At 68.5% G+C, this 23,241-nt stretch carries 20 protein-coding genes; 11 read left to right on the forward strand and 9 right to left on the reverse strand.

The window, feature by feature from the left end; translation table 11 throughout:
• A partial coding sequence (locus ACIA5H_RS32950; protein WP_397079769.1) for an amino acid adenylation domain-containing protein occupies positions 1–4,133 on the forward strand: 4,133 nt, incomplete at its 5' end.
• A 49-nt stretch (positions 4,134–4,182) separates the two neighbouring features.
• Here the strand turns inward: ACIA5H_RS32950 and ACIA5H_RS32955 are convergent.
• The 4 genes from ACIA5H_RS32955 to ACIA5H_RS32970 form a co-directional block, all read right to left on the reverse strand.
• Positions 4,183–5,121, reverse strand: a complete 939-nt coding sequence (locus tag ACIA5H_RS32955; RefSeq protein ID WP_379253670.1) for an undecaprenyl-diphosphate phosphatase — start codon at positions 5,119–5,121, stop codon at positions 4,183–4,185.
• Between the two features lie 422 nt (positions 5,122–5,543).
• Positions 5,544–6,569 carry a 4-hydroxy-2-oxovalerate aldolase gene (dmpG, locus tag ACIA5H_RS32960; protein WP_356965940.1) on the reverse strand — a complete coding sequence of 342 codons (1,026 nt, stop codon included), beginning with the start codon at positions 6,567–6,569 and terminating at the stop codon, positions 5,544–5,546.
• On the reverse strand, positions 6,566–7,549 hold the full coding sequence (locus ACIA5H_RS32965; protein WP_397079772.1) for an acetaldehyde dehydrogenase (acetylating): 984 nt from the start codon (positions 7,547–7,549) through the stop codon (positions 6,566–6,568). Before ACIA5H_RS32965 ends, dmpG begins: the two co-directional genes overlap by 4 nt.
• A 4-nt stretch (positions 7,550–7,553) precedes the next feature.
• Positions 7,554–8,378, reverse strand: a complete 825-nt coding sequence (locus ACIA5H_RS32970) for a 2-keto-4-pentenoate hydratase (protein ID WP_397079774.1) — start codon at positions 8,376–8,378, stop codon at positions 7,554–7,556.
• 196 nt (positions 8,379–8,574) lie between these two features.
• On the opposite strand from ACIA5H_RS32970, the gene ACIA5H_RS32975 reads away from it, so the two are divergent.
• Together ACIA5H_RS32975 and ACIA5H_RS32980 are read left to right on the forward strand one after the other, a co-directional pair.
• Positions 8,575–9,306, forward strand: a complete 732-nt coding sequence (locus ACIA5H_RS32975) for an IclR family transcriptional regulator (protein WP_379253872.1) — start codon at positions 8,575–8,577, stop codon at positions 9,304–9,306.
• A 487-nt stretch (positions 9,307–9,793) separates the two neighbouring features.
• Entirely contained in the window at positions 9,794–10,039 is a 246-nt protein-coding gene (locus ACIA5H_RS32980) for a hypothetical protein (protein ID WP_356965934.1), read from the forward strand.
• A gap of 198 nt (positions 10,040–10,237) precedes the next feature.
• On the opposite strand, the gene ACIA5H_RS32985 is transcribed toward ACIA5H_RS32980, so the two are convergent.
• The 3 genes from ACIA5H_RS32985 to ACIA5H_RS32995 form a co-directional block, all read right to left on the reverse strand.
• On the reverse strand, positions 10,238–10,378 hold the full coding sequence (locus ACIA5H_RS32985) for a hypothetical protein (RefSeq protein ID WP_355075525.1): 141 nt from the start codon (positions 10,376–10,378) through the stop codon (positions 10,238–10,240).
• A gap of 254 nt (positions 10,379–10,632) precedes the next feature.
• Positions 10,633–11,721 (reverse strand): NAD(P)-dependent alcohol dehydrogenase, encoded by a 1,089-nt coding sequence (locus tag ACIA5H_RS32990; RefSeq protein ID WP_397079889.1) that lies wholly within the window; start codon positions 11,719–11,721, stop codon positions 10,633–10,635.
• A 6-nt stretch (positions 11,722–11,727) separates the two neighbouring features.
• Positions 11,728–12,198 carry a DUF4334 domain-containing protein gene (locus ACIA5H_RS32995; protein WP_364438961.1) on the reverse strand — a complete coding sequence of 157 codons (471 nt, stop codon included), beginning with the start codon at positions 12,196–12,198 and terminating at the stop codon, positions 11,728–11,730.
• Between the two features lie 96 nt (positions 12,199–12,294).
• Here ACIA5H_RS32995 and ACIA5H_RS33000 point away from each other — a divergent pair, with 96 nt between their 5' ends.
• The 5 genes from ACIA5H_RS33000 to ACIA5H_RS33020 all read left to right on the forward strand — a co-directional run bounded on the left by ACIA5H_RS33000 (position 12,295) and on the right by ACIA5H_RS33020 (position 17,544).
• The gene (locus ACIA5H_RS33000; protein ID WP_379253675.1) at positions 12,295–12,876 is read left to right on the forward strand and encodes a TetR family transcriptional regulator; all 582 of its coding nucleotides are present in this window, start codon (positions 12,295–12,297) and stop codon (positions 12,874–12,876) included.
• A 169-nt stretch (positions 12,877–13,045) separates the two neighbouring features.
• Complete coding sequence (locus tag ACIA5H_RS33005) at positions 13,046–14,989, forward strand: glycoside hydrolase family 15 protein (protein ID WP_364438967.1); 1,944 nt, start codon at positions 13,046–13,048, stop codon at positions 14,987–14,989.
• Positions 14,990–15,102: 113 nt separating this feature from the next.
• Positions 15,103–15,738 (forward strand): MspA family porin, encoded by a 636-nt coding sequence (locus ACIA5H_RS33010; RefSeq protein WP_379253676.1) that lies wholly within the window; start codon positions 15,103–15,105, stop codon positions 15,736–15,738.
• Positions 15,729–16,070 carry a hypothetical protein gene (locus tag ACIA5H_RS33015; RefSeq protein WP_379253677.1) on the forward strand — a complete coding sequence of 114 codons (342 nt, stop codon included), beginning with the start codon at positions 15,729–15,731 and terminating at the stop codon, positions 16,068–16,070. The genes ACIA5H_RS33010 and ACIA5H_RS33015 overlap by 10 nt, the downstream gene beginning before the upstream one ends.
• A 415-nt stretch (positions 16,071–16,485) precedes the next feature.
• Positions 16,486–17,544, forward strand: a complete 1,059-nt coding sequence (locus ACIA5H_RS33020) for an LLM class flavin-dependent oxidoreductase (RefSeq protein ID WP_356965927.1) — start codon at positions 16,486–16,488, stop codon at positions 17,542–17,544.
• Between the two features lie 54 nt (positions 17,545–17,598).
• On the opposite strand, the gene ACIA5H_RS33025 is transcribed toward ACIA5H_RS33020, so the two are convergent.
• Positions 17,599–18,630 (reverse strand): aldo/keto reductase, encoded by a 1,032-nt coding sequence (locus ACIA5H_RS33025; RefSeq protein WP_397079780.1) that lies wholly within the window; start codon positions 18,628–18,630, stop codon positions 17,599–17,601.
• A gap of 367 nt (positions 18,631–18,997) precedes the next feature.
• On the opposite strand from ACIA5H_RS33025, the gene ACIA5H_RS33030 reads away from it, so the two are divergent.
• The gene (locus tag ACIA5H_RS33030; protein ID WP_397079782.1) at positions 18,998–20,212 is read left to right on the forward strand and encodes an LLM class flavin-dependent oxidoreductase; all 1,215 of its coding nucleotides are present in this window, start codon (positions 18,998–19,000) and stop codon (positions 20,210–20,212) included.
• 11 nt (positions 20,213–20,223) lie between these two features.
• The gene (locus ACIA5H_RS33035) at positions 20,224–21,591 is read left to right on the forward strand and encodes an NtaA/DmoA family FMN-dependent monooxygenase (protein ID WP_397079784.1); all 1,368 of its coding nucleotides are present in this window, start codon (positions 20,224–20,226) and stop codon (positions 21,589–21,591) included.
• Between the two features lie 143 nt (positions 21,592–21,734).
• Here ACIA5H_RS33035 and ACIA5H_RS33040 read toward each other — a convergent pair whose 3' ends face one another.
• Complete coding sequence (locus ACIA5H_RS33040; RefSeq protein ID WP_397079786.1) at positions 21,735–22,592, reverse strand: MerR family transcriptional regulator; 858 nt, start codon at positions 22,590–22,592, stop codon at positions 21,735–21,737.
• A gap of 123 nt (positions 22,593–22,715) precedes the next feature.
• Between ACIA5H_RS33040 and ACIA5H_RS33045 the strand changes: the two genes are divergently transcribed.
• Positions 22,716–23,210, forward strand: a complete 495-nt coding sequence (locus ACIA5H_RS33045; RefSeq protein ID WP_355075507.1) for a DUF6764 family protein — start codon at positions 22,716–22,718, stop codon at positions 23,208–23,210.
• Positions 23,211–23,241 lie beyond the last annotated feature (31 nt).

The following is a 23,241-nucleotide window of genomic DNA, read 5'->3' on the forward strand; positions in this document are numbered from 1 at the left end:
TGGCGAAGTTCGATCTGCAGTTGGCGGTGGCGGAGAATCTCGACCGTCACGGTGGGGCGGGTGGGTTGTCGGCGGCGTTCACCTATGCCACCGATCTGTTCGATGACGCGACGGTGCGGGATTTCGCCGATCGGTTCACCCGGATCCTGGCCGCGGTGGCGGCGGATGCGTCGGTGGTGGTGGGTGATATCGATGTGCTGGCCGCGGGTGAGCGGGAGTTGGTGTTGCACGAGTGGTCCACTCCGGGGGCGCTGGTGCCGGAGGTGACGTTGGTCGATGTCATCACCACCCAGGCCCGTAACCGCCCGGACGCGGTCGCGATCCGTTCGGGTGAGGGGTCGTTGACGTTCGGTGAGCTGCATGCGCGGGCGAATCAGGTGGCGCGGGCGTTGATCGCCCACGGTGCGGGTCCGGAGTCGTTGGTGGCGGTGGCGGTGGCGCGGAGCGAGGAGTTGCCGGTCGCGTTGTTGGGGGTGTTGATCGCGGGGGCGGCGTATCTGCCGATCGATACCGGTTATCCGGTGCAGCGGTTGGAGTTCATGCTCGAAGACGCCGCCCCGGTGTGCGTGCTGACCACGGTGCAGCAGCGGGAGGCGGTGCCGTCGGGTGGGTTGCCGGTGGTGTTGCTGGAGGCGGCAGGAGAGTTTTCCGATGCGCCGGTGAGTGATGCCGATCGGGTGGGCCGGTTGCGTGCGGACAATCTGGCGTATGTCATCTACACCTCCGGTTCCACCGGGGTGCCCAAGGGTGTGGGTGTGGCGCACCGCAACGTCATCGAGTTGCTGGCGAACACGCAGCCGTTGTTCGGGTTCGACGAGACCGATGTGTGGACGCTGTTCCATTCCTTCGCGTTCGACTTCTCGGTGTGGGAGTTGTGGTGCGCGCTGGCGCACGGCGGCAGCGTGGTGGTGGTCGACTATCTGACCTCCCGCTCACCGGAGCAGCTGCGCGAACTGCTGATCCGCGAACAGGTCACGGTGCTGAATCAGACGCCGTCGGCGTTCTATCAGCTGGTGGAGGCCGACCGCGCCGCGGCGGGCGGGGCGGAGTTGGGGTTGCGGTATGTGATCTTCGGTGGGGAGGCGCTGGATCTGCGGAAGCTGGGCCGCTGGTATGCCCGCCATGGTGAGCGGACGCGGTTGGTGAACATGTACGGCATCACCGAGACCACGGTGCACGTGTCGTTCCTGTCGTTGGACCAGCAGATGGTCGACAACCCGGCCAGCGTGATCGGGCGGGCGATCCCGGGCCTGGAGGCGTATGTGCTCGACGACCGGTTGCATCCGGCGCCGGTCGGGGTGGCCGGACAGATCCATGTGGTCGGCGCGCAGCTCTCGCGCGGGTATCTGGGGCGTGCGGGGTTGACCGCGACACGGTTCGTGGCCAACCCGTTCGGTGCGCCGGGCTCGCGGATGTATCGCTCCGGGGATATCGGGCGCTGGCGTGCCCGTGGTGACGACGCCGCCCTGGAGTACGCCGGTCGCGGTGATCAGCAGGTGCAGTTGCGTGGGTTCCGCATCGAACTCGGGGAGATCGAGGCGGCGCTGCTGCGGTGTGCCGGGGTCGGGCAGGCGGTCGCGGTGGTCCGTACCGACGAGCATGCCGGTGACCGTTTGATCGGCTACGTCGTGCCCGACCCCGGCGCGAGCATCGACCCCACCGCGGTCCGCGGCGAAGTCGCCGAATTCCTGACCGGGTACATGGTCCCGGATGCGGTGGTCGTGCTCGAGGTGTTGCCGTTGACGGCGAACGGGAAACTGGACCGCCGGGCGCTGCCCGCGCCGCAGGTGGTGTCGGCGGTGGCGTTCCGCGCGCCGAGTTCGCCGGTGGAGCAGGCGGTGGCCGAGGTGTACGCCGGGCTGCTGGGCGCCGGCGAGGTCGGGTTGGACGACGACTTCTTCGCCCTGGGCGGCAACTCGCTGCTGGCCACCCGCGTGGTCGCACGCATCAACGAAGCCCTCGACGCCGATGTCGCGGTACGCGAACTGTTCGAAGCCCCGACCGTGGCCGCGCTCGCCGCGCGGGTGGTGCCCGGCGCCGGCGGCGGCGCCCGCACCGTGCTCGAACGCACCGAACGCAGCGAACCGATCCCGTTGTCGCTGGCCCAGCAACGCATGTGGGTGCTCAACCAATTCGACCCCGCCTCCGCCGCCTACAACATCCCGATGGCCATCCGCCTGCACGGCGCCCTGGACGTCTCCGCCCTGCGCTACGCACTGGCCGACGTCCTCGAACGCCACGAATCCCTACGCACCCGCTACCCCGCCGGCGGCCCCGGCGGACTACCGTTCCAGCAGATCCTCACCGTCGACCAAGCCCTCCCCACCGGACTGGAAGTCGTGGTCACCGACGACCCCACCACCCAGGTGATGGACTTGATGCTCACCGGCTTCGACGTCACCACCGAAGTCCCCGTCCGCGCCCTGCTGCTGGAATCCGGCCCCGATGAACACCTACTGGCGTTCGTGGCCCACCACATCGCCGCCGACGGCGCCTCCATGGCCCCGCTGGCCCGCGACCTGGTCACCGCCTACCTCGCCCGCATCGGCGGCAACTCCCCCCGCTGGGCGCCACTGGAAGTGCAATACGCCGACTACGCCATCTGGCAACGCCACGTCATCGGCACCGACGACGACGAAACCTCCGTCGCCGCACGACAACTCGCCTACTGGCGCCACCAGCTCGCCGGGCTCACCGGGCAAGCCGAACTCCCCACCGACCGGCCCCGCCCCCCGATCCCATCCATGCGCGGCGCCAACACCGGCTTCGCGGTCTCCCCCGACATCCACCAAGCCCTCACCGAGCTCGCCCGCGCCCACAACTGCACCCTGTTCATGGTCGTACACGCCGCCCTCGCGGTCCTGCTGGCCCGCCTCACCGGCGACCCCGACGTCGCGATCGGCACCCCCATCGCCGGACGCGGCCAACGCGCCCTCGACGAACTCGTCGGCATGTTCGTCAACACCCTCACCCTGCGCACCCGCGTCGAAACCGGCACGAGCTTCACCGAACTCATCGACCAAGCCCGCGAAACCGACCTCGCCGCCTTCGCCAACGCCGACATCCCCTTCGAACGCGTCGTCGAAATCGTCGCCCCCGGCCGCGCCACCACCCACAACCCCCTGTTCGGGGTCGTGCTGTCATTCCAGAACAACGAACAACCCACCCTGCAACTACCCGGCCTCACCGTCACCGCCCTGGACACCGACACCGTCGCCGCCAAATTCGACCTACAAGTCAACATCAACCCCCACCACCACGACGACGGCACCCCCGCCGAACTCGACACCATCTTCACCTACGCCACCGACCTCTTCGACGAAACCACCATCCACACCCTCGGCCACCGACTCGAACGCATCCTCACCACCATCGCCACCAACCCCCACACCCCCATCGGCGACATCGACATCCTCGACCCAACCGAACGGGAAATGGGCACGGCCAGAAGCGTTCCCACCCCGCCGCCGAACTCGGCGGCGACCGCGGGCACCACACTCGCCCAAACACTCGTGGCCGCTGTCGAGGACGATCCGGACGCCCCCGCCATCCTGGCCGGCGACGACGAGCTGTCCTACCACGATCTGGAGACCCGCTCTTCGCGTTTGGCGCGGGTGCTCATCGCGCGGGGCTGCGGTCCCGGCGCGGGCGTGGCACTGCGTCTGGATCGCGGCATGGAAGCGGTCATCGCGACCTGGGCCGTCCTCAAAACAGGCGCCGCCGTCGTCCCCGACACCGCACTGCCCGACGACCTCGAGGCCAAAATCGGCCTCACCCTCGGCGATCCACCCACCGGCACCCTCGACTGGCTCGCCCTCGACGACCCCGCCGTCATCGCCGAGATCGCCGCCGAATCACCCCGCCCGGTCACCTACGCACACCGCACCCGGGCGCTGACCGGCACCGACCCGGCCTTCGTCGGGGACCAGACCCTCAGCTACGACGATCTCGCCATCGCGGCCGCGCAACTGCGCGACCGGGACGAACTCACCTACGAGTCCGAGATCCCCTACCGCGGCGAACCGAGATCCTCCGCCGTTGTCATCGAACTGGTCGCCGCCGGGATGGTCGGCGCGGCGGTCGTCCTGGACACCGACGAGGAGGTGCACGCCGACGAATGCGTGACCGGTTGATCGTTCCGGCCGCGCCGGAGCCGGATCGGCCACTTCGGCCGAGCAGAGCTCAACTGAAGTGGACGACCGAGAGGGTGCCTGCGACGATGCAGTACATGGCGAACGGCAGTAGGGTCCGGGTCTGGAAGTAGCGCTCCAGGAACCGTACTGCCAGCCACGACGACACCCCGGAGACGATGGCTCCGAACAACACCGGTCCACGGATGCCTTCGGTTTGCGGGCCGACCAGTTCCGGTAGTTCCAGGACTCCCGCGCCGAGGATCGCCGGAGTGGCCAGCAGGAAGGCGAATTTCGCCGCGTGCTCGTGCGCGAGACCCCGCGACAGGCCGCCGACCATGGTCAGGCCCGCCCGGCTGAATCCGGTCAGCAGCGCGCCGACCTGCGCGAAGCCGATGCCGAGAGCGTCCGCTGTCCCGAGGGCGGCCAGCGGCCGGTCGGATTGGCGCCGAGTCTCCGCCTCGGCCGTGCGGGTGCCTCTGCGGGCTTCCCGTCGAGCGAACCTCCGCCCGTATTCGGCCAGCGACGGCTCGTTCCGCCGGCGCAATCCCTCACCGACGATCAGCACGATGCCGTTGAGCGCGAGAAAGATACCGGCGTAGAAAGGCGTCCCGAACAGCGCGTGCAGCGGATGTTCCAGCAGGAAGCCGAGCACGCCGACCGGAATGGTGGCGACGACGATCGACCAGGCCAGCCGCTGGGGGATGGTGTCGAGGCGCCCGGTGCGCAGCGTGGTGAAAAAGCCCGCCACGATGACGCACCAGTCGCGCCAGTAGTAGCCGAGCAGCGCCACCGCCGTCGCCACGTGCAGCGCCACCACGAACGCCAGATACGGTGTGCCCGCACCGGGCTCGCCCTCGCCGGTCAACTTCTCCCAGTCGCCTCCGAGCCATGCCGCGACCAACACGGAGTGCCCCAGGCTGGAAATCGGGAACAGTTCGGTGACACCTTGCACCGCCCCGATGACTGTCGCTTGAAAGTAAGTGAGCATCGCCCCGAGTCTCGCACGCACACAACGCAACCGTGTGAGGGCCTCTCGCGGCCGGAGACGACGGCGGTCCCGCCGCGGCGGTGGCGCTGTCGCGGCGGAACCGCAATGTCTCTGTCCGGCAGCCAAAGCCGCGGAAGGACCGTCGGAGCTCGCAGAGGATCGACGAGACGAAGAGGGCACGCGGCCTTCGGAAACCATGGGCCGTATGGCCGGGATCCAGGTGGGCGGAAGCCGCACCGGCGCGGCAAAGCCGCTGACCCAGAACACATCACAAAGGATTTGTGACGGCGATCGTTCTGCGTCCGCAGCGACACTACGTAGCCAGGAGTGTCCACGAACTCGGACACTCCGCACTCCCCGCTCGGACAATCCGAGTCGGAAAGCCGACGGTGGCAGATCACCGTCGGCGAGCTCGATGCCGTTCAGGCGGTGGCGCCGGAGGATTCGGCGACCAAGTCGAGCGCGATGTCGACGATGAGGTCCTCCTGCCCGCCGACCAACCCGCGACGGCCCACCTCGAGCAGGATCGTGCGCACGTCGATGCCGTAACGCCGCGAGGCCGTTTCGGCGTGCCGCAGGAAGGACGAGTAGACCCCGGCGTAGCCGAGCGTGAGTGTTTCGCGGTCCACGCGGACCGGGCGATCCTGCAGGGGCCGCACCAAGTCGTCGGCCGCGTCCTGTAGCGCGAACAGATCGCAGTTGTGCTTCCAGCCGTGCAGGTCGGCGACGGCGACGAAAGGCTCGATCGGGCAGTTGCCCGCTCCGGCGCCGTGCCCGGCGAGCGAGGCGTCGACCCGGGTGACGCCTTCTTCCACCGCCACGACGGAATTGGCCACCGACAGCGAGAGATTCTCGTGCGCGTGGATTCCGATCTCGGTGCCTGGGTCCAGCACCTCGCGGTAGGCGCGGACCCGGTCACGGACTCCGTTCATGGTCAGCCGGCCGCCGGAATCGGTGACGTAGACGCAGTGCGCCCCATAGGATTCCATCAGTTTCGCCTGTTCGGCCAGGCGAGCCGGTTCGGCCATGTGGGACATCATCAGGAATCCGGAGACGTCCATCCCGAGTTCCCGTGCGGTGGCGATGTGCTGGGCGGACACGTCGGCTTCGGTGCAGTGGGTGGCCACGCGCACCGAGCGCACACCGAGCCGGTAGGCGTGCTTCAGTTCTTCGATGGTGCCGATGCCGGGCAGCAGCAGCGAGGTCAGCCGGGCGTGCGTGAGATTGTCCGCGGCGGCTTCGATCCATTCCCAGTCGGTGTTGCTTCCCGGGCCGTAGTTCAGGCTGCCCCCGGCGAGACCGTCGCCGTGGGCTACTTCGATGCCGTCGACACCGGCCGCGTCGAGCGCCGCCACGATCCGGCCGACGTCGTCCGGAGTGATGCGGTGGCGCACGGCGTGCATGCCGTCGCGGAGTGTGACGTCTTGGATGAACAGTTGGGTGGTCATCGGAGCGCTTCCTGTCCCGCCGGAGCCGCGGCGATCGTGTCGGCGATGGATTCGGCGTAGCGCACGGCCGCCGAGGTCATGATGTCCAGATTTCCCGCGTACGCCGGGAGGTAGTGGGCGGCGCCTTCGACCTCGAGGAACACCGTCACCTGATGGGTGGGCGCGGTCGCCGTGTCCGGGCCGAGCAGGGTGTGCACCGGTTGGTCCTGCGGGACGGCGGTGATCTGGACTTGCTGCTTGAGGCGGTAGCCGGGGACGTAGGTGGCCACGTGCGCGATCATCTGTTCCACCGATTCGCGAATCGCCTCATGGGTGCCGGGATCCGGCGCGGTGACCAGGCACAGCACCGTGTCGCGCATGATCAGCGGCGGGTCCGCCGGATTGAGGATGATGATGGCTTTCCCGCGCCGCGCGCCGCCGACCGTTTCGATCGCGTGCGCGGTGGTTTCGGTGAACTCGTCGATATTCGCCCGCGTACCCGGTCCCGCCGACTTCGAGGCGATGGACGCGACGATCTCGGCGTAGGCGACCGGCGCCACGCGCGAGATGGCGGCGACGATCGGGATGGTGGCCTGCCCGCCGCAGGTCACCATGTTGACGTTGGGCGCGTGGCGATGCGCGTCCAGGTTCACCGCCGGGACGACGAACGGGCCGAGCGCTGCGGGTGTCAGATCGATCAGGCGTTTGCCGAGCGGTTCGAGCACCGCGGCGTGGGCGGCGTGGGCTTTGGCGGAAGTCGCGTCGAAGACCACGTCGATCTCGCCGAAGTTCGGCAGTTCCAGCAGGCCTCGCACGCCGTCGGACGTGGTGGGCACGCCGAGTCTGCGCGCGCGGGCCAGACCGTCGGATTCCGGGTCGATGCCGACCATCGCGCCCATCTCCAGGACGGTCGAGTGCCGGATCACTTTGATCATCAGATCGGTGCCGATATTGCCCGATCCGATCACCGCGACTTTGAGCTTGGCGGGGCTGTCGTTCATGGTTTCACTCCCGAATGAAGGTCGCGGTCACCGATCCGAGACCGGTGATGTCCGCGGTGACGATTCCAGGGGCCTCGATCGGCGCCATCGGTCCGAGCGCTCCGGAGAGCACTGTCTGCCCGGCGCGCAGTGGCCTGCCGAACTCGCGAGTGGTCCGCGCCAGCCAGGCCAGTGCGTGCAGCGGATCGCCGAGGCAGGCCGCGCCGTTTCCCGTCGACACCTCGACACCGTCGATCGACATCCGCATCTGCGCCGTGACGGGCTCGAAGGAATCGAGGGTGCGGCGTTCGGCGCCGAGCACGTACAAACCGCTCGAAGCGTTGTCGGCGACGGTGTCACCGAAGGTGATGTCCCAACCGGCGATGCGGCTGTCGACGATCTCGAGCGCGGCCACGGCGTAGTCGATCGCGCCGCGGACCTGCTCGTCATCGAGCGGCCCCTCCGCCAGGTCCGCGCCGAGCACGAACGCGATCTCGGCTTCGACCTTCGGCTGCAACAACCGGCTCAGCGGCACGGGTGTGTCCTGCCCGTAGTACATGTCGTCGAACAACACTCCGAAGTCCGGTTGATCGACACCGAGCTGCCGCTGCACCGCCGGGGAGGTCAAGCCGATCTTGCGGCCGACCACCTCGGCGCCCGCCGCGATGCGCTCGGCGGTCAGCAGTTCCTGCACCGCGTACGCGGCGGTCACGTCGTCGGCACCGATCAGGTCGCGCACCGGTCCGCACGGGGTGCCGGAGCGGGCGGCCGCGCTGAGCAGGTCGGCGGCGGCGATCGTGGCAGCGTCGGCAGCCACGGAGCGTCGGTCAAGGCCTGGGGGTGTTGGCATCGGAAGTCCCGGATCTCGTGAGGGGGTGAAACAGTGCTCTCACTGTCGCCGCAGGTGGGACGCATCCGCCAGCATTGCGTTCCACTGAGCCGAACGCCGCCGCGGTAGAGTGAGCGGGTCCGGAGGTTGGAGGTCGACCGTGTCATCCGCGTTCGCTGGTCGTGCGATAGACGGTTCGACCGTGCTCGGCAAGATCATGGCCGTGCTCGAGGCGTTCTCGATCGATGACACCGCGTTGAGCCTGGCCGAGCTGGGACGGCGGACCGGCATTGCGAAGGGCACGCTGCACCGGGTCCTCGCCGACATGGTGGCGGTCCGACTACTGGACCGGAACGACGCCGGGTATCGGCTCGGAAGCTATGTGTTCGAGCTCGGGATGCGCGCATCGGTCGAACGGAGTCTGCTCGAAGTGTCCATTCCATTCCTGGAGGAACTCAACGCGCGCATCCACGAGACCGTCCATCTGGGCATTCTCGACGGCACGGATGTCGTGTACCTGACGAAGATCGGCGGACGCAGGCAGGCCAGCGCTCCGTCGCGGATCGGGGGCCGTATGCCGGTGCACTGCACGGCCATCGGCAAAGTATTACTGGCCAACGCCGACGCGGCGCTTCGTGACCAGGTGCTGGCCGCGCCGCTTCGCCGCTACACCCCCCGGACGATGGCCCTACCGGGCACGTTGCGCACCCAGCTGGATCGGATCGCCGCCGACGGAGTGGCCTTCGAATTCGAGGAATCCGCGCCCGGCATCGTCTGCGTGGCCGCCCCCGTTCGCGAGGCGGACGAGGTGGTCGCCGCGATCAGCGTGGCGGGCCCGTCCCATCGGTTCAATCCCGAGACCCACGCGGCATCGGTCCGCGCGGCCGCCGACGGCATCGGAGCGACCCTGACCCGGCGGACCCGGTTGCTGTCCGCCCCTCCCTCCTGAGCACCAGGAAGACCCCGCCCGGCACGAGGCCGGACGGGGTCGGTAGTCCCCCAACGCGTATTTGTCGCTGAACCGCAGCCCGCGCTCCGCCGCACGCACACGAAAGCAGGCACAGGCAGGGCAAAAGGTCGGCGAATCCGAGTTCGCTGACGGGTTCCCAGGAGGTATATCCATCTGTTACATTACCGATGCGGAGCCTATATAAACACGTGCTGCTCCTTCGTCCGAACGACAACGACGTCACCGGACATCCGACCCGACAACGACGTCGGCAGGCCGACAACGGCGTCGGCCACAAGCGGATCCCATCCACCAGACAGCGCCTCGAGTTCTCGCCCATGCATCGCTCGCGACGGCCCGGCAGCGGCCGGCGCCTGCTCGCGCGGCCGTCCGACGTTCCGGCCGATTCGCGCCGCGCGGCACGGAGACGGACGACTCGCGGCGACGTGCCACCCGATCGGACATTGAGCCGGAGGAACCCATCGACATGCCGATCCCCTTCTCGAGCGGGTTCGATTTGATCACCGCACTCGACGTGCGCAATGTCGAAGCGCATCTCGCCGAGGCCGTCGCGGGCTGTACCGCGTGCGCCACGACCGCCAGGCCGGGGCCCGGCTGCCCCGCGGGTCTCGCCGCACAGATCCACAACGCCGCGACGGCTCCGCTGACGGCGATCGAGATCATCGACGGACTCCTCGCGCTGCGCCGGACGCCACAACCGGACGGGGCGTAGCACACGCGCACGTGCGCCGTCATACCGGAATGAGGTAGTTCAGAGAACGTTCGCGGATCCGCTCCGCGCGGGCCGGGACAAGGAAACCGGACGGCACGCCCCCCAGGCCGACGTGCCGTGAGCAGTTCAGCCAATGAAATCCACCGGGACATCTCCCCCGCTGCTCGTACTCGCACCCGGCGAACCGGCGGCCGGGGATCAACTCGATGTCGTGGTCTGAGTTCGGGGGAAGCGGTGGCCCATGACATCCGCCCACCATGCGCTCAAACGCGACTCGGGCCAGATGATCCGGTCTCGGTCTTCATCGTCGGTGCCGGGCACGTTCGCGTCCTCGATCACGATGCAATTCCTTTGCGCCATTCAACCTTAGGGGCCCCTCGTTCTCGTGCGGCGCAAGCGATTTCATGGCATTTGTCGAACCGGCCGGTGGTCGAGCAACGGGGATGCCCCGATCGCGTACCGGCGCGACCGCGCTGTCGAGCCGATACGTGCACCGGGTACCACCCGCGACCACAAACAAACCGTTCTTTCGGTGCCAGTTGTCGGAACCGCCGTGCGTGCCGAGGCGCAGCCGCGGCCTGACTTCGGTCACCTCACCAGGTGAGGACCGGTTTGACGACCGTGCCCGCGCGCTGGTCGGCGAGCGCGACATTGATGTCGGCGTGCGGGTAGGTCGTGACGAGACGGTCGATGGGGAACCGTCCCGCGGCGTGCAGGTCCAGCAGCTGCGGGATGAAGGTCGCGGGCACCGCGTCGCCTTCGAGGCAACCGCGGATCACCTTGCCGCCCAACACGATATCGCGCAGATCGATCGCCGGGACCCCGGCGCCCAATCCGACCGCGACCACCGTGCCGCCGATCGCCGCCGCGCCTGCCGCCGTGGCGAGCACGCCCGCCGATCCCGTGGTGTCGAGCGCGTGGGTAGCCCCGCCGTCGGTCAGCTTCCGGATCATGGGCACGATGTCGTCGGCCGCCGGATCCAGGGCCGCGGTCGCGCCCAGTTCCCGCGCCAGCGCCCGCCGCAGGGGTGACGGCTCCACCACAACCAGTTCGTCGACCTCGCACGCCACCGCCGCCAGCACACCCGCCATACCGACCGCGCCTGCGCCGTAGACCGCCACGCGGGCATCGCGATCCGGCCGCAGCACATTGAGCACCGCCCCGGCGCCGGTGAGGAACCCGCAGCCCAGTGGGGCGAGCACAGCCGGATCGACCTCGGTGTCGACGACCACCGTGTTGTCGGCGGTGGTCAAGGCGTACGCGGCGAAGCTGGACTGGCCGAAGAACCCGTCCCGCACCGTGGTTCCGGCGACGGTGACCCGGCGCGACCGGTCCGCCCGCGCGCCGAACTGGTTGAGTTCCACCGCTCGCTCGCAGTACGCCGGGCGTCCCGCTCGGCAATTGCGGCACGACCGGCAGTGCCGGAAGGTCAATACGACACGGGCACCGGGACGGACACCGGTCACCGCCGCGCCGACGGCCGCCACCACTCCGGCGCCCTCGTGGCCGAGCAGCACGGGACGGTCGGCGGCCCCAGCCGCCCGGGTGACCAGGTCGGTGTGGCAGATGCCGGTGGCCTGGACCCGGACCAGGATCTCGTCCTCGCGGGGGCCGTCGATCTCGACGGATTCGACGGTGAACGGCGCGGCGGGGTCGCGCGACAGCACCGCGGTGGTGGTCACCATCGGTCAGATCCGCTCGAGCAGGAAGTAGAAGTACTCGCCGTCGGCCAGCACCAGCTCCGGCCTGCCGTTCATGATGCCCATCAGCGTGTTCTCGTCGAGCCATTTGAAGTGGTCGAAGACCGGGCGCTTGTCGTAGACCATGGTGGCGGTGACCTCGCCGCGGAACTCGATGTTCCACAATGTCGCTTCCCCACCGCCGCCGAGCTCGACATCGGAGAACAGCGATCCGTCCTCGGCGCGGCAGATCAACGGCTTGGCGTCCAGCACACTGTGGAACGTCTTGCCGTACCAGCGGCTCACCGACAACGCTTTGCGCAGCGGATGCCCGGTCGGGAACGCCGCTCCCTTCCACTCGCCGAGGATGTCCTCGGCGCGCGCGGTGGGCAGGCCGGCCCACAGCGCGTCCAGCTCCGCCGCGGTCACTCCGGTCTCCCGCGCGACGAGTTCTCGCCAGCCAGTCCCCACAGAGCCCATAACCAAACCATCCTCGTTCCCGCCGCAGTTTCCCGAACCTTTTGGTTCGGCAACTGTATATCCGAACCAAAAGGTTCGGCAAGATAGGATGCGGCCATGCGCGCAGCAGGTCAGGCCACCCGCGAACGAATCCTCGTCGCGGCCAAAGCGGAGTTCGCCCGGTACGGCATCGCGGGAGCGCGCATCAACCGCATCGCCGACGCGGCCAAAGCGAGCAAGGACCGGCTCTACGCGTACTTCGCGGGCAAAGACGAGCTCTACGCCGCGGTCACCGAGGAATGGGTCGCCCAGACCACCGACGAGACCGCCCTCGACGCCGCGGATCTGCCCGGTTACGTCGGCCGACTCTTCGACCACTACGTCGCGCACCCGGACAACGCCCGGCTGCAGGCATGGGCGGAGATCGAGCAGACCCACATTCCCGCCGCCGAAGACGCCATCCGCCGGATCATCGCGGGAAAACTCGCCGAGATCCGCCGCGGCCAAGAGCAGGGATTGATCACCGGGGCGTTCGCGCCCATCACCTTGATCGTCATGCTGACCGACCTCGCCCGCACCGCGGCCATGCACGCCACCCGCACCACCCGGCACAACATCACCGAACGCCGCGCCGCCACCGTCCTCGCCGCCCGACGACTGGTCAGCCCGGAGGCACCCGGAGCCGACGGCGGTCGCTAGATCTCGGGGCTTGCCGATCCGGCCCACGAGGTGATGGGCTGATGGGAGCGTCGCAGCACTCACGCCTCGATACCGCGCACAGTGTTCTCCCGAAGAAAGGCGGTGCACCAGATACTCGCCGGTGGACGACCGCCGGACGGTAAGCCCCGAGACGACGACGGAGAAACGCATGGACGAGATCGAAGGCACACCGCGGCTCACAGCGTTCCCACGCATCGACGACTACGGGTTCATCTCCGATTGCGAGGTCACCGCCTTGATCGCGCCCAGCGGTGCCATCGAGTGGATGTGCCTGCCGCGCATGGACTCTCCCAGCGTGTTCGCCGCGATACTCGATCGCTCCGCCGGCTCGTTCCGGTTCGCTCCCGCCGACTTCGTGGTGCCCACCGATCGTCGCTACATCCCGGGCACGATGGTCATGGAGACGAGCTGGCGCAGCGGCGAGGGCTGGGCGACGGTGCGCGATGTACTGCTGGTCGGGCCGTGGCGGCACCAGAAACCCGGCCGCAGCGCCCACCGGCGCACGCCAACGGACTACGACGCCGAGCACATCCTGCTGCGCACGGTGCACTGCGAGACCGGGCAGATCCAGTTCGGGCTCGACTGCCAACCGGCCTTCGACTACGGCAGGCATCGCGCACGGTGGGAGTACCTCGGCAGTTATCACCTCGCACAGGCCGGCGCCGACGGGACCGATCTGCAACTGACCTTGAGCACCGACATGCGCTTGGGTCTGGAGGGAACGCACGCGGTCGCCCGCACCCTGTTGAAGAAGGGGGACACCCGGTTCTGCGCGCTCGCCTGGGGCAGTCGTGACGCTCCCGGCGACGTCGCGGAGGCCGAAGAGCGGCTGCTGCGCACGATCCACCACTGGCGGCACTGGCTGGCGGGCGGGCGATTTCCGGACCATCCCTGGACCGCCGAACTCACTCGCAGTGCGCTCACGCTCAAGGGATTGACCTTCGCTCCCACCGGGGCCGTCGCTGCCGCCGCCACCACGTCACTACCCGAAACACCTGGTGGTGAGCGTAATTGGGACTACCGCTATTCCTGGATCCGCGACTCCGCCTTCGCCTTGTGGGGCCTGTACACGCTGGGTTTCACCTGGGAGGCGAACGACTTCTTCTCCTACATTCTCGACCTGACCGAAGAAGCCCGCGACATGCAGATCGTCTACGGCATCGGCGGCGAGACCGATCTCGCCGAACAGACCCTCCCCCACCTGCGCGGCTACGACAACGCGGGCCCGGTGCGCATCGGCAACGAGGCCTACCGGCAACGTCAGCACGATGTGTGGGGCGCCGCGCTGGACGCGGTCTATCTCTACGGTCGTCATCAAGATCAGATCGATGCGCGGGCCTGGCCGCTGCTCGGCCGTGCGGTCAAGAGCGCCCTCACCTACTGGCGCGAGCCCGACCACGGCATCTGGGAAGTCCGCGGACAGCCCAGGCACTTCACCTCGAGCAAGGTCATGTGCTGGGTCGCCGCCGACCGCGGCGCCCGGCTGGCCCGCATCCACCAGGACTTCGCCCGCGCGCACCGGTGGCAACAGGCCGCCGACGAGATCCACGCCGACATCTGCGCACACGCGGTCGACTCCCGGCGGGTGTTCACCCAGTACTACGGCAGCACCTCGCTGGACGCTTCGACCCTGCTCATCCCGCTGGTACGTTTCCTGCCACCCGAGGACGAGCGGGTGCGCAACACGGTGCTGGCCATCGCCGAGGAACTGACCGAAGACGGTCTCGTCCTGCGGTACCGCGTCGACGAGACCGACGACGGATGCGCCGGGGAGGAAGGCGCCTTCACGATCTGCTCGTTCTGGCTGGTATCGGCGCTGTCGGAGGTCGGCGAGAAGAAGAAGGCCAAGCAGCTGTGCGAGAAACTGCTCGGCTACGCCAGCCCCCTCGGCCTCTACGCCGAGGAGATCGATCCCCGAACCGGCCGTCATTGGGGCAACTATCCACAGGCGTTCACCCACCTCGCCCTGATCAATGCCGTCATGCACGTCATCCAGGACGAGCAAGCGCTCCTGCGGCAGGCGCTCGGCGGCGAATCGATCGCACCGCGACTGGACGACGCATCGCTCACCCGGGGATACATCCACCGCTGACGAGAACCCGATCGGCGAAACCCGCTGTACCCCAATGGCGGGCGGCCTTCGCGCCGCCACGTCAGCGGAGTCAGTACTATCGCGTTCGACTGTTAACAGGACTAAGGATTCCATTGAAGGGCTCGACGATGGCGATGCTCGGCATCGCCGCGACCGCGGCATTCGGCATGACCGCCGCCCCCGCGACCGCTGACCCAGTGGCAGACAAATCTCGTGTCGTCGGCACCGAGGACGGCTGGGAATTGCGGATCAGCAAGACCGCCGAAGACGTGCAGCGCGTACCCAATCTCGCCGCGACACCGTTCACCAGGGAAGGATTCGTCACCTTGTCGGCCGCGGCAGACATCGGCGGCGAGGGCCGGGAGGCGGTGAACTCCGGAACGCTGCAATTGGGATACCAGATCGGCTGCCAGATAGACGTCTCCAACGGCCTGACCGTGGGCATCTCCGCGGCTATCGGCCCGAACGCCACGGTGACCGTCGCCCCCTCGCCCGGCCTCGGGATCGGCGGCAGCGCGCTGGCCCTGCCGAGCATGTCGACGACCATCAAGCCGGGCACCATCAACAGCATCACGCTGGGAACGAAACCGCTTGCCGGACCGCACGGCTCGATCTCCGTCGATCAGATCCAGATCAAGATCGACGCGTGCGCGGGCGCGGTGAGCCTGCGCTCGTTCGCGATCGTGTCGATATCCACGGCGACGGCGGACAATTCGGTCGCGGTCTACGGTGACCCGATATGGCTGTGACGCACGGGCGAGCGCCGCGACGCTGGATGGCGCCGATCGGCGTGTCGGTTTCGCTGATCATCGCCGCGGCAACCGCCTCCGCCGAGCCGATCGTGCCGGTCGGCCCGGGACCGAACTGCGGCGAATCACCCTCCTCCGCCACCGCTTGCGGCAACGACAAGCCCGTACCCGGGACGCGCGGCGGGCCGGCCGCGCCGCCACCGGCACTGCCGTTGCAAGTGCTGGCGCCCCCGCCCGCCAAGTCGGCGCCCAATACCAATACGCCCGCCGGTGCGCTGGTTCCGCCCGCGCCGGGACCGGGCTCGGGCACCCCGATCGTTCCGGTCGGATAACCAACGGGCCGGTCGCCGTTGCTCCGCCGGGCACGGCGACCGGCCCCGTCGATTCACCGCCGGGCAGGATCGCCGCGGGACATGCGCGCACAGCTCGGCTCCGACCACTCGCTCGCCCGCACAGCGATGTGATTCCGCCGCCTCCCCCGGTCGACGCCAGGATCGCTCCGGGACTGTGATCCACCGAAAATCGGTATCGCGCAGGGCATATCGGCCGCGCTGGAATCTGGATGAATTTATTGCTCATCGCGGCGAATCGTCGCAGCTCAGGAGCGGTGGTCCAGGGTGAACGACGCGGGCTGTGAACGGCCTACGGCCTCGTTCGAGGTCGATAATTCCGATGTCCGAAGGCTGGTCGACCCGCCAGCCGGGTGATTCGCCGTTGATCACGCCCGCCGAACAGGAATAACCGCCGATGAGTTTCCTTTGGTATATCCCGAATCAGGTCACGCCGGGACACCGCGGCGACACCATCGTGGCCGACCACAACAGCCTCGACACCCTGACCGCTCAGGCGAAGGCGCTCGAGGAGCACGGGTGGCAGGGCGCGTTGCTCGGCACCGGGTGGGGTCGCCCGGACACCCTCACCGTCGCAACGGCTCTCGCCGCCAGGACCACGAGTTTCGAGCCGCTGATCGCGATCAGACCGGGCTACTGGCGTCCGGCGAACTTCGCATCGGCCGCGGCGACCCTCGACCACCTCTCCGGCGGCCGGGTGCGGGTGAACATCGTGTCGGGCAAGGACGATCTCGCGGCCTACGGCGAGACCGAGGGCGATCAGGCCGAGCGTTACGCCCGCACGAAAGAGTTCCTCCAACTCGTCCGTCGGCTGTGGACGGAGGAGAACGTCACCTACCGGGGTGAGTACTACCAGGTCAGCAATTCCACCGCGCTGCCGAGGATCGTCCCGCGCGGCGAGCGCCGCCACCCGAAGCTCTACTTCGGCGGTGCGTCGGAGGCCGCGGAGCGGGTAGCGGCGACCGAGGCCGACGTCCAGCTCTTCTGGGGCGAGCCCCTGTCGGGAGTCAGGGAACGGATCGAGCGCCTGCGGTCGCTGAGCGAGGAACTCGGTCGCGAACATGCGCCCCTGGAGTTCGGCCTGCGGGTCACCACTTTCGTCCGCGACACCACCGAGCAGGCCTGGGCCGAGGCGGAGGCGAAGGTCGCCGAGATGGCCGACAACCACCACGCCCCCGTGCCGAACCCACATCGCCGGACGGCTGTGGGACAGCAGCGACTGCTGGATCTGGCCGCGAAGGGCGAGGTGCTCGACGACAACCTCTACACCACGCCCGGGAAGTTCGGCGCGGGTGGCGCCGGGACCACCTGGCTGGTCGGCTCCCCCGAAGACGTCGCCAAGTCGCTGCGCAAGTACCAAGATCTCGGCATCACGCACTTCGTGCTCTCCGACACCCCGTATCTGCGCGAGATCGAGCGCCAAGGCAACCAGCTGCTTCCGTTGCTGCGAGATTGACGGGACCGAGACGGGGCAGCGCCCGCGCTGCCCCTCCCGACCGCTTGCGCGAAGTCAGAGTTTCAGGCCGGTCCCGTGCACGCCGTGCTCGTCGATGAGTGCGAGTTCGTCGTCGGTGAACGCGGGGAAGTTCAACGCCGCGATGTTGTGGTCGAGCTGCGCGGTGGAACTCGCGCCGATCAGCGCGGAGGTCACTTCGGGGCGCCGCAGCACCCACTGCAGCGCCAGCTGCGCGAGCGACTGACCCCGCGCCTGGGCGATCTTGTCGAGCGCGGCGGTGCGCTGCCGGTAGGCCTCGTCGATGACGTCCGGCGACAGGAAGCTGCTGTTGCGCGCCCGCGCCCCGTCGGGAATCGTCTCCAGGTACTTGTCGGTCAACAGGCCCTGGGCCAGCGGCGAGTAGACGATCGTGCCGAAGCCGTCCTGGCGGGCGGTGTCCAGCAGGCCGTTTCGTTCGGGGCGGCGGTCGTAGATCGAGTAGCGCGCCTGGTGGATCAGCAGCGGGACGCTCGCGTTCCGGAGCAGCTCGGCGGCCTCGTGGGTGCGGTCGGGCGCGTAGTTGGACAGGCCGATGTACAGCGCCTTGCCTTGTTGCACCGCGCTGACCAGCGCGCCGACCGTCTCCTCCAGCGGCGTGCTCGGATCCGGGCTGTGATGGTAGAAGATGTCGACGTACTCGGTGCCCAGGTCGCGCAGGCTGTGTTCGAGCGAGGTGAGGATCGACTTGCGCGAACCGCCCCTGAGGTAAGGGCTGGGCCCGATCGGGTTGCCCGCCTTGGTCGAGAGGATCAGCTCGTCGCGATAGGGAGCGAGGTCCTTGGCCAGCACCGCCCCGAAGTTCTTCTGGGCGGCGCGATGCGGGGGACCGTAGCGGTCGGCGTTGTCGAAATGCGTGATGCCGAGATCGAAAGCGTGCAGGATGATCTCGCGTTGCGTCGCGAACGGGTAATCGGTGCCGAACTTCTGCCACAAGCCGAAGGAGAAGGCGGGAAGGTCGAGGCCGGAGTTGCCGGTCCGGCGGTACGGGACCTTTTCGTACCGGTCGTCGGCGGCGGCGTAGGTCAGGTCGAAGGGGCCATAACTCATCGGTGTGTATCTCTTCCTTTCGATGCGCGATCACGGAGAGTGGACCACTTCCGTCCCTGCCGTTGCGACCGGTCGGCTCACGCTGATCGAAACCCATGGTCGCCGGGCACGGCCACCCGGGGTATTTCCCATCGATCGAGCTGATCCGAATCGTTGACACCCCGTGCGCGATGACGGTCGTGCCCGTGCCCGTAGCGCCGCTCACCGCCGTGGCCACGTGTTATCCGAAGCCACTGATTGCCGCGCGGCGACCGGCCATTGATCCGGCCGAGGCCGGTGATTCCCGCCATGGTCATCGTCGGGCGGGTACGCGCAGGTTCGCGCGTTGCACGGCACGACATTCGCGCATGGAGAGAAACGGGAGACGATGGCACCGAACCCACTGCACCTCGGCGTCGCGCTCGACGGGGCGGGCTGGCATCCGGCCGCATGGCGGGAGCCGAACTCCCGGCCCGCCGAGCTGTTCAGCCCCGGTTACTGGACCGGATCGGTCGCGACGGCCGAACGGGCACTGCTCGATTTCGTGAGCATCGAGGACAGCCTGCGAATCCCCGGTGAGCGGCACGCACCGTCCGACGACGCCGTCGATCAGGTGCGAGCCAGGCTCGACGCCCATCTGATCGCCGCGCGGGTCGCCCCGGTCACCCGGCACATCGGGCTCATCCCGACCGTGACGACCACGCACACCGAACCCTTCCACGTCTCCAAGTCGATCGCCACGCTCGATTACACGTCGCGTGGCCGGGCGGGCTGGCAGGCGCGCGTGTCCGGGACGGCCGAGGAGGCGGCCCACTTCGGACGTCGCTCGGTGCGCGACCTCAGCACCGCCGAAATCGCGGAAGCGATCGCTTCCGGGAGCTTTCCCGGCCACGTCCACGATCTGTTCGACGAGGCCGCCGACGCCGTCGAAGTGGTACGGCGATTGTGGGACAGCTGGGAAGACGACGCGGAGATCCGCGATGTGGCCACCCGCCGGTTCATCGATCGCGACAAGCTGCACTACATCGACTTCGAGGGCCGCTTCTTCAGCGTCCGTGGGCCATCGATCACGCCGCGTCCGCCCCAAGGGCAGCCGGTGGTGGCGGCTCTGGCGCACGGCCCGCTGATCTACGAATTCGCCGCCCGCGGTGCGGATCTGGTCTTCGTCACGCCCACGCGCGACGAAGGCCCCGGCCCGGTCCTGGAGCAAGTCGCGTCCGCCGCGGCCCGAGTGGGACGCGCCGGTGAGCCGCTGCGGGTCTATGCCGACATCACAGTCTTCCTCGATACCGACGAGGAGCCGGGTCCGCAGCGGCTGTCCCGGTTGAGCGAGCTCGCGCGTGCCGAATTCGATTCCGACGCCCCTGTCTTCGCGGGAAGTGCGGACGAACTCGCCGATCTGCTCACCGACTGGAGCGAGCGGGGGATCGACGGGTTCCGTTTGCGGCCCGGCGTGGCGGTCGACGATCTGGCAGCGGTAGCCGACCGGCTCGTGCCCGCGCTGCAACGGCGCGGTGTGTTCCGCACCGGCTACCCGGACGGCTCGCTGCGCGCGCTGCTCGGCCTGCCCACCGACGTCCCCAATCGTTACGCGACTGCCTGAGCGAGGTCACCATGAGCACCCCCCGTAAGCAGATCATCCTGGGCGCCTACCTCGGCGGCGTCAACCATCACACCGCCTGGTGGCATCCGGAGGCGGGCAGCCAGATCGATTTCAGCAGTTTCGAACACACCGCGCGCACCGCCGAACGCGGCAAGTTCGATTTCTTCTTCCTCGCCGAAGGGCTCATCCTGCGCGAACGCGCGGGCAAGATCTTCGATCAGGACATCATCGGCCGTCCCGACACATTCACCGTGCTCGCCTCGATCGCCGCGGTCACCGAGCATCTCGGGCTCGCGGGCACCATCAACGCCACCTTCAACGAGCCCTACGAACTGGCCCGGCAGTTCGCCAGCCTGGACCATCTCTCCGGCGGCCGCGCCGCCTGGAACGTCGTGACCTCGTTCGACGCGTTCACCGGCCAGAACTTCCGGCGCGGCGGATTCCTCGATCCCGCCGACCGCTACGCCCGCGCCGAGGAGACGCTGAATGCCGTTCGCGCCCTGTGGGATTCGTGGGACGCGAACGACATCGTCGCCGACAAGGACGCCGGACGGTTTCTGGCTCGGCCGGATGCCGGGGCATTCGCTTTCCGCGGCAGCCAGTTCGACATCTCCGGTCGTTTCACCGTGCCGCGCAGCCCGCAGGGCAGGCCGGTGATCCTGCAAGCCGGTGTGTCGCCGCAAGGACGAGCCTTCGCCGCCGCCAATGCCGACGCCATCTTTTCCCCGTACGGCAAATTGCCCGAGGCGGCGGACTTCTACCGCGATATCAAGTCGCGCGCGGTAGCGGCGGGGCGGGCGGCCGACGACATCAAGATTCTGCCGTCGGCGAGTTTCGTTCTCGGGGACACCGAGGCCGAGGCGATCGAGAAATACCATGCCGTCCGCAACGAGCAGGTCACCGGACAGACCGCGTTGATTCTGCTGGAGCAGATCTGGAACCGCGACCTGTCCGGCTACGATCCGGAAGGGCCGGTGCCCGACATCGATCCGGACCCCGACGCTCCGCCGATCATCCAGGGCCGCGCCTTCCTGCATCAAGACCGCTTCGCCACCGCCGAACGTCTGCGCCAGGTCGCCGAGACGAAGAAGCTCTCGCTGCGCGAGGTGGTGATCGACCAATTCGAGCGCGGTCCCTTGGTCGGAACCCCCGCACAGGTCGCGGAGAAGATCGACACTTTCGTTCAGAACGACGGGTCCGACGGTTTCATTCTCGGTTCGCACCTCGTGCCATGGGGCCTGGACGAATTCGTCGACCGAGTGGTGCCGCTGTTGCAGGACCGTGGTGCATTGCGCACCGAGTACACCGGGACCACCCTGCGTGACAATCTCGCCCTCCCGAACGTGCGCTCGGCGAAGACGGTTTCGGCCGACGCCTGAGTTCGCGGCGGCGGCCCGTGGTATCGACCGCGAGCGCCGCCGCCCACGCCTGCCACGTCCGGCCCAGCCCACCGATGCCGGACGCGGCGGCGCGGGAGCGTGGACACTCGCCATCGGTGGGCTGGGCCGGAAGTGACCCGGGATCACGCCCCGTCGGGTCCGAGTTCGCCGAGAACCTCCAAGGCCTCCTCAAGAGTGGCGACGTAGAGAGCCCCGGGCGGTAGCCGGACCGTGGACCAGCCCGGCCCGGCGACCAGCAGCCGCGCCGCCGCCTCTCGCACTGCCCGAAGCGTTCCCGCGGTGGCGGTCGCGGGCAGCTGCGACCAGAGCACGAGTACGCAGGGCCGATCATGGCGCGCCAAGGCTTCGGCCAAAGCCGAGTCGGGCACCGCCGCGCCCAGCAACAACGCGACGACGCCCCGCTCGGCCAGCGCGGCACGCAATACTTCCAGGGGCAGCACGTGGTTCTCCCCCGCGGTGCAGGCCAAGAGCACCGGCGGTTGCGAACCCGGACGCCGGACCGGCGGGAACATGCGGTGCAATCCCGCGATCACCGCCCAGGACAACAGATGTTCCACTTCGATCAGCCCCCGACCGGCGTCCTGTGCCGCGACGATCGTCCCGAATGCCGGACGACACAACCTGTTCCACGTCGCGACCACACCGTCGCGCGCCAGCCGAGCCATGATCAGAGTCAGCGCGACATCGGGTTCCAGTTGTTCGGCGGCGACCAGGAGAGCGCTGCGACCCTCTGATACTCGCGGAGCTTCGGCGAGCGCCTGCTGTGCCGCACCGGCCGGTGTGGCGCCCGCTTCGATGAGCGCGATCATCCTCCGCAAGGTCGCGATGTCGGATTCGGAATAGCGGCGGTGCGCTCCCGGCCGACGCCTCGGCGGGCCGATCGCGTACCGCTGGTTCCAACTGCGCAGGGTGGCGACCGGAACGCCCAGCCGCTTCGCCACCGCGCCCACCGCGTACCGGGCGGACCCCTGGTCAACCATCGCGGGACCGCATCCGCCGCATGTCTCCCGCTCCTTTCGGAAGAATTCGAATGATGCATCGATTTTGCATCAAAAATGGCGTAGCGTGAAGCCTTGCAAGCCCGAGCACCAAAGGAGGACGTCATGGATCGACCCACTCTCACGCGATCGGTGGGGCTGACCACCGGCGTCGGCGCGGCGTGGCTGGGCATGCTGTTCGCCGCACCCGCCGCCACCGCCGCCCCCGCGGAGTGCCCCGCACCCGGCCTCGCCGCGACGCAGACCGCCGACAGCACCGCCTCCTGCTCGGCGAGCAGTGGCGCGGGGGGCGCCGCGGCGGCCTACGGCTTCGACGCGGACGCCACCGCGGACGCCGCACCGAACAGCCTGTCCCTGGCCATCGCGCAGAACGGAGGGGTGGCGACCTCGAACTCGACATACCTGTCCGGCCCGGCCGCGATCGCCGTCGGACCCGGCGCGACGGTCACGACCACCGGCGCGCGCCCAGGGTTGTCGATCGGCATCGCCGGTCCCGGTGCGACGGTCACGGTTACCGGCACCTCGACGCCGACCTGTGCGGGCGGGTTCGGCTTCGCGGGCGACTTCCAGACATTGCAGGGCTGCTTTTCGCCTCGATAGTGCATCGTTGTGCGTAGCATCTCAGACATGC

The organism is Nocardia sp. NPDC051900 (genome assembly GCF_044452545.1).
GTDB classification, from domain to species: Bacteria; Actinomycetota; Actinomycetes; order Mycobacteriales; family Mycobacteriaceae; genus Nocardia; species Nocardia sichangensis.

Bases quoted from the DNA above. Each gene is read 5' to 3' on its own strand.
- ACIA5H_RS32955 (WP_379253670.1), bottom strand. From the start codon at position 5,121: ATGCTCACTTACTTTCAAGCGACAGTCATCGGGGCGGTGCAAGGTGTC.
- dmpG (WP_356965940.1), bottom strand. From the start codon at position 6,569: ATGACCACCCAACTGTTCATCCAAGACGTCACACTCCGCGACGGCATG.
- ACIA5H_RS32965 (WP_397079772.1), bottom strand. From the start codon at position 7,549: ATGAACGACAGCCCCGCCAAGCTCAAAGTCGCGGTGATCGGATCGGGC.
- ACIA5H_RS32970 (WP_397079774.1), bottom strand. From the start codon at position 8,378: ATGCCAACACCCCCAGGCCTTGACCGACGCTCCGTGGCTGCCGACGCT.
- ACIA5H_RS32975 (WP_379253872.1), top strand. From the start codon at position 8,575: ATGGCCGTGCTCGAGGCGTTCTCGATCGATGACACCGCGTTGAGCCTG.
- ACIA5H_RS32980 (WP_356965934.1), top strand. From the start codon at position 9,794: ATGCCGATCCCCTTCTCGAGCGGGTTCGATTTGATCACCGCACTCGAC.
- ACIA5H_RS32995 (WP_364438961.1), bottom strand. From the start codon at position 12,198: ATGGGCTCTGTGGGGACTGGCTGGCGAGAACTCGTCGCGCGGGAGACC.
- ACIA5H_RS33000 (WP_379253675.1), top strand. From the start codon at position 12,295: ATGCGCGCAGCAGGTCAGGCCACCCGCGAACGAATCCTCGTCGCGGCC.
- ACIA5H_RS33005 (WP_364438967.1), top strand. From the start codon at position 13,046: ATGGACGAGATCGAAGGCACACCGCGGCTCACAGCGTTCCCACGCATC.
- ACIA5H_RS33015 (WP_379253677.1), top strand. From the start codon at position 15,729: ATGGCTGTGACGCACGGGCGAGCGCCGCGACGCTGGATGGCGCCGATC.
- ACIA5H_RS33020 (WP_356965927.1), top strand. From the start codon at position 16,486: ATGAGTTTCCTTTGGTATATCCCGAATCAGGTCACGCCGGGACACCGC.
- ACIA5H_RS33025 (WP_397079780.1), bottom strand. From the start codon at position 18,630: ATGAGTTATGGCCCCTTCGACCTGACCTACGCCGCCGCCGACGACCGG.
- ACIA5H_RS33030 (WP_397079782.1), top strand. From the start codon at position 18,998: ATGGCACCGAACCCACTGCACCTCGGCGTCGCGCTCGACGGGGCGGGC.
- ACIA5H_RS33035 (WP_397079784.1), top strand. From the start codon at position 20,224: ATGAGCACCCCCCGTAAGCAGATCATCCTGGGCGCCTACCTCGGCGGC.
- ACIA5H_RS33040 (WP_397079786.1), bottom strand. From the start codon at position 22,592: ATGGTTGACCAGGGGTCCGCCCGGTACGCGGTGGGCGCGGTGGCGAAG.
- ACIA5H_RS33045 (WP_355075507.1), top strand. From the start codon at position 22,716: ATGGATCGACCCACTCTCACGCGATCGGTGGGGCTGACCACCGGCGTC.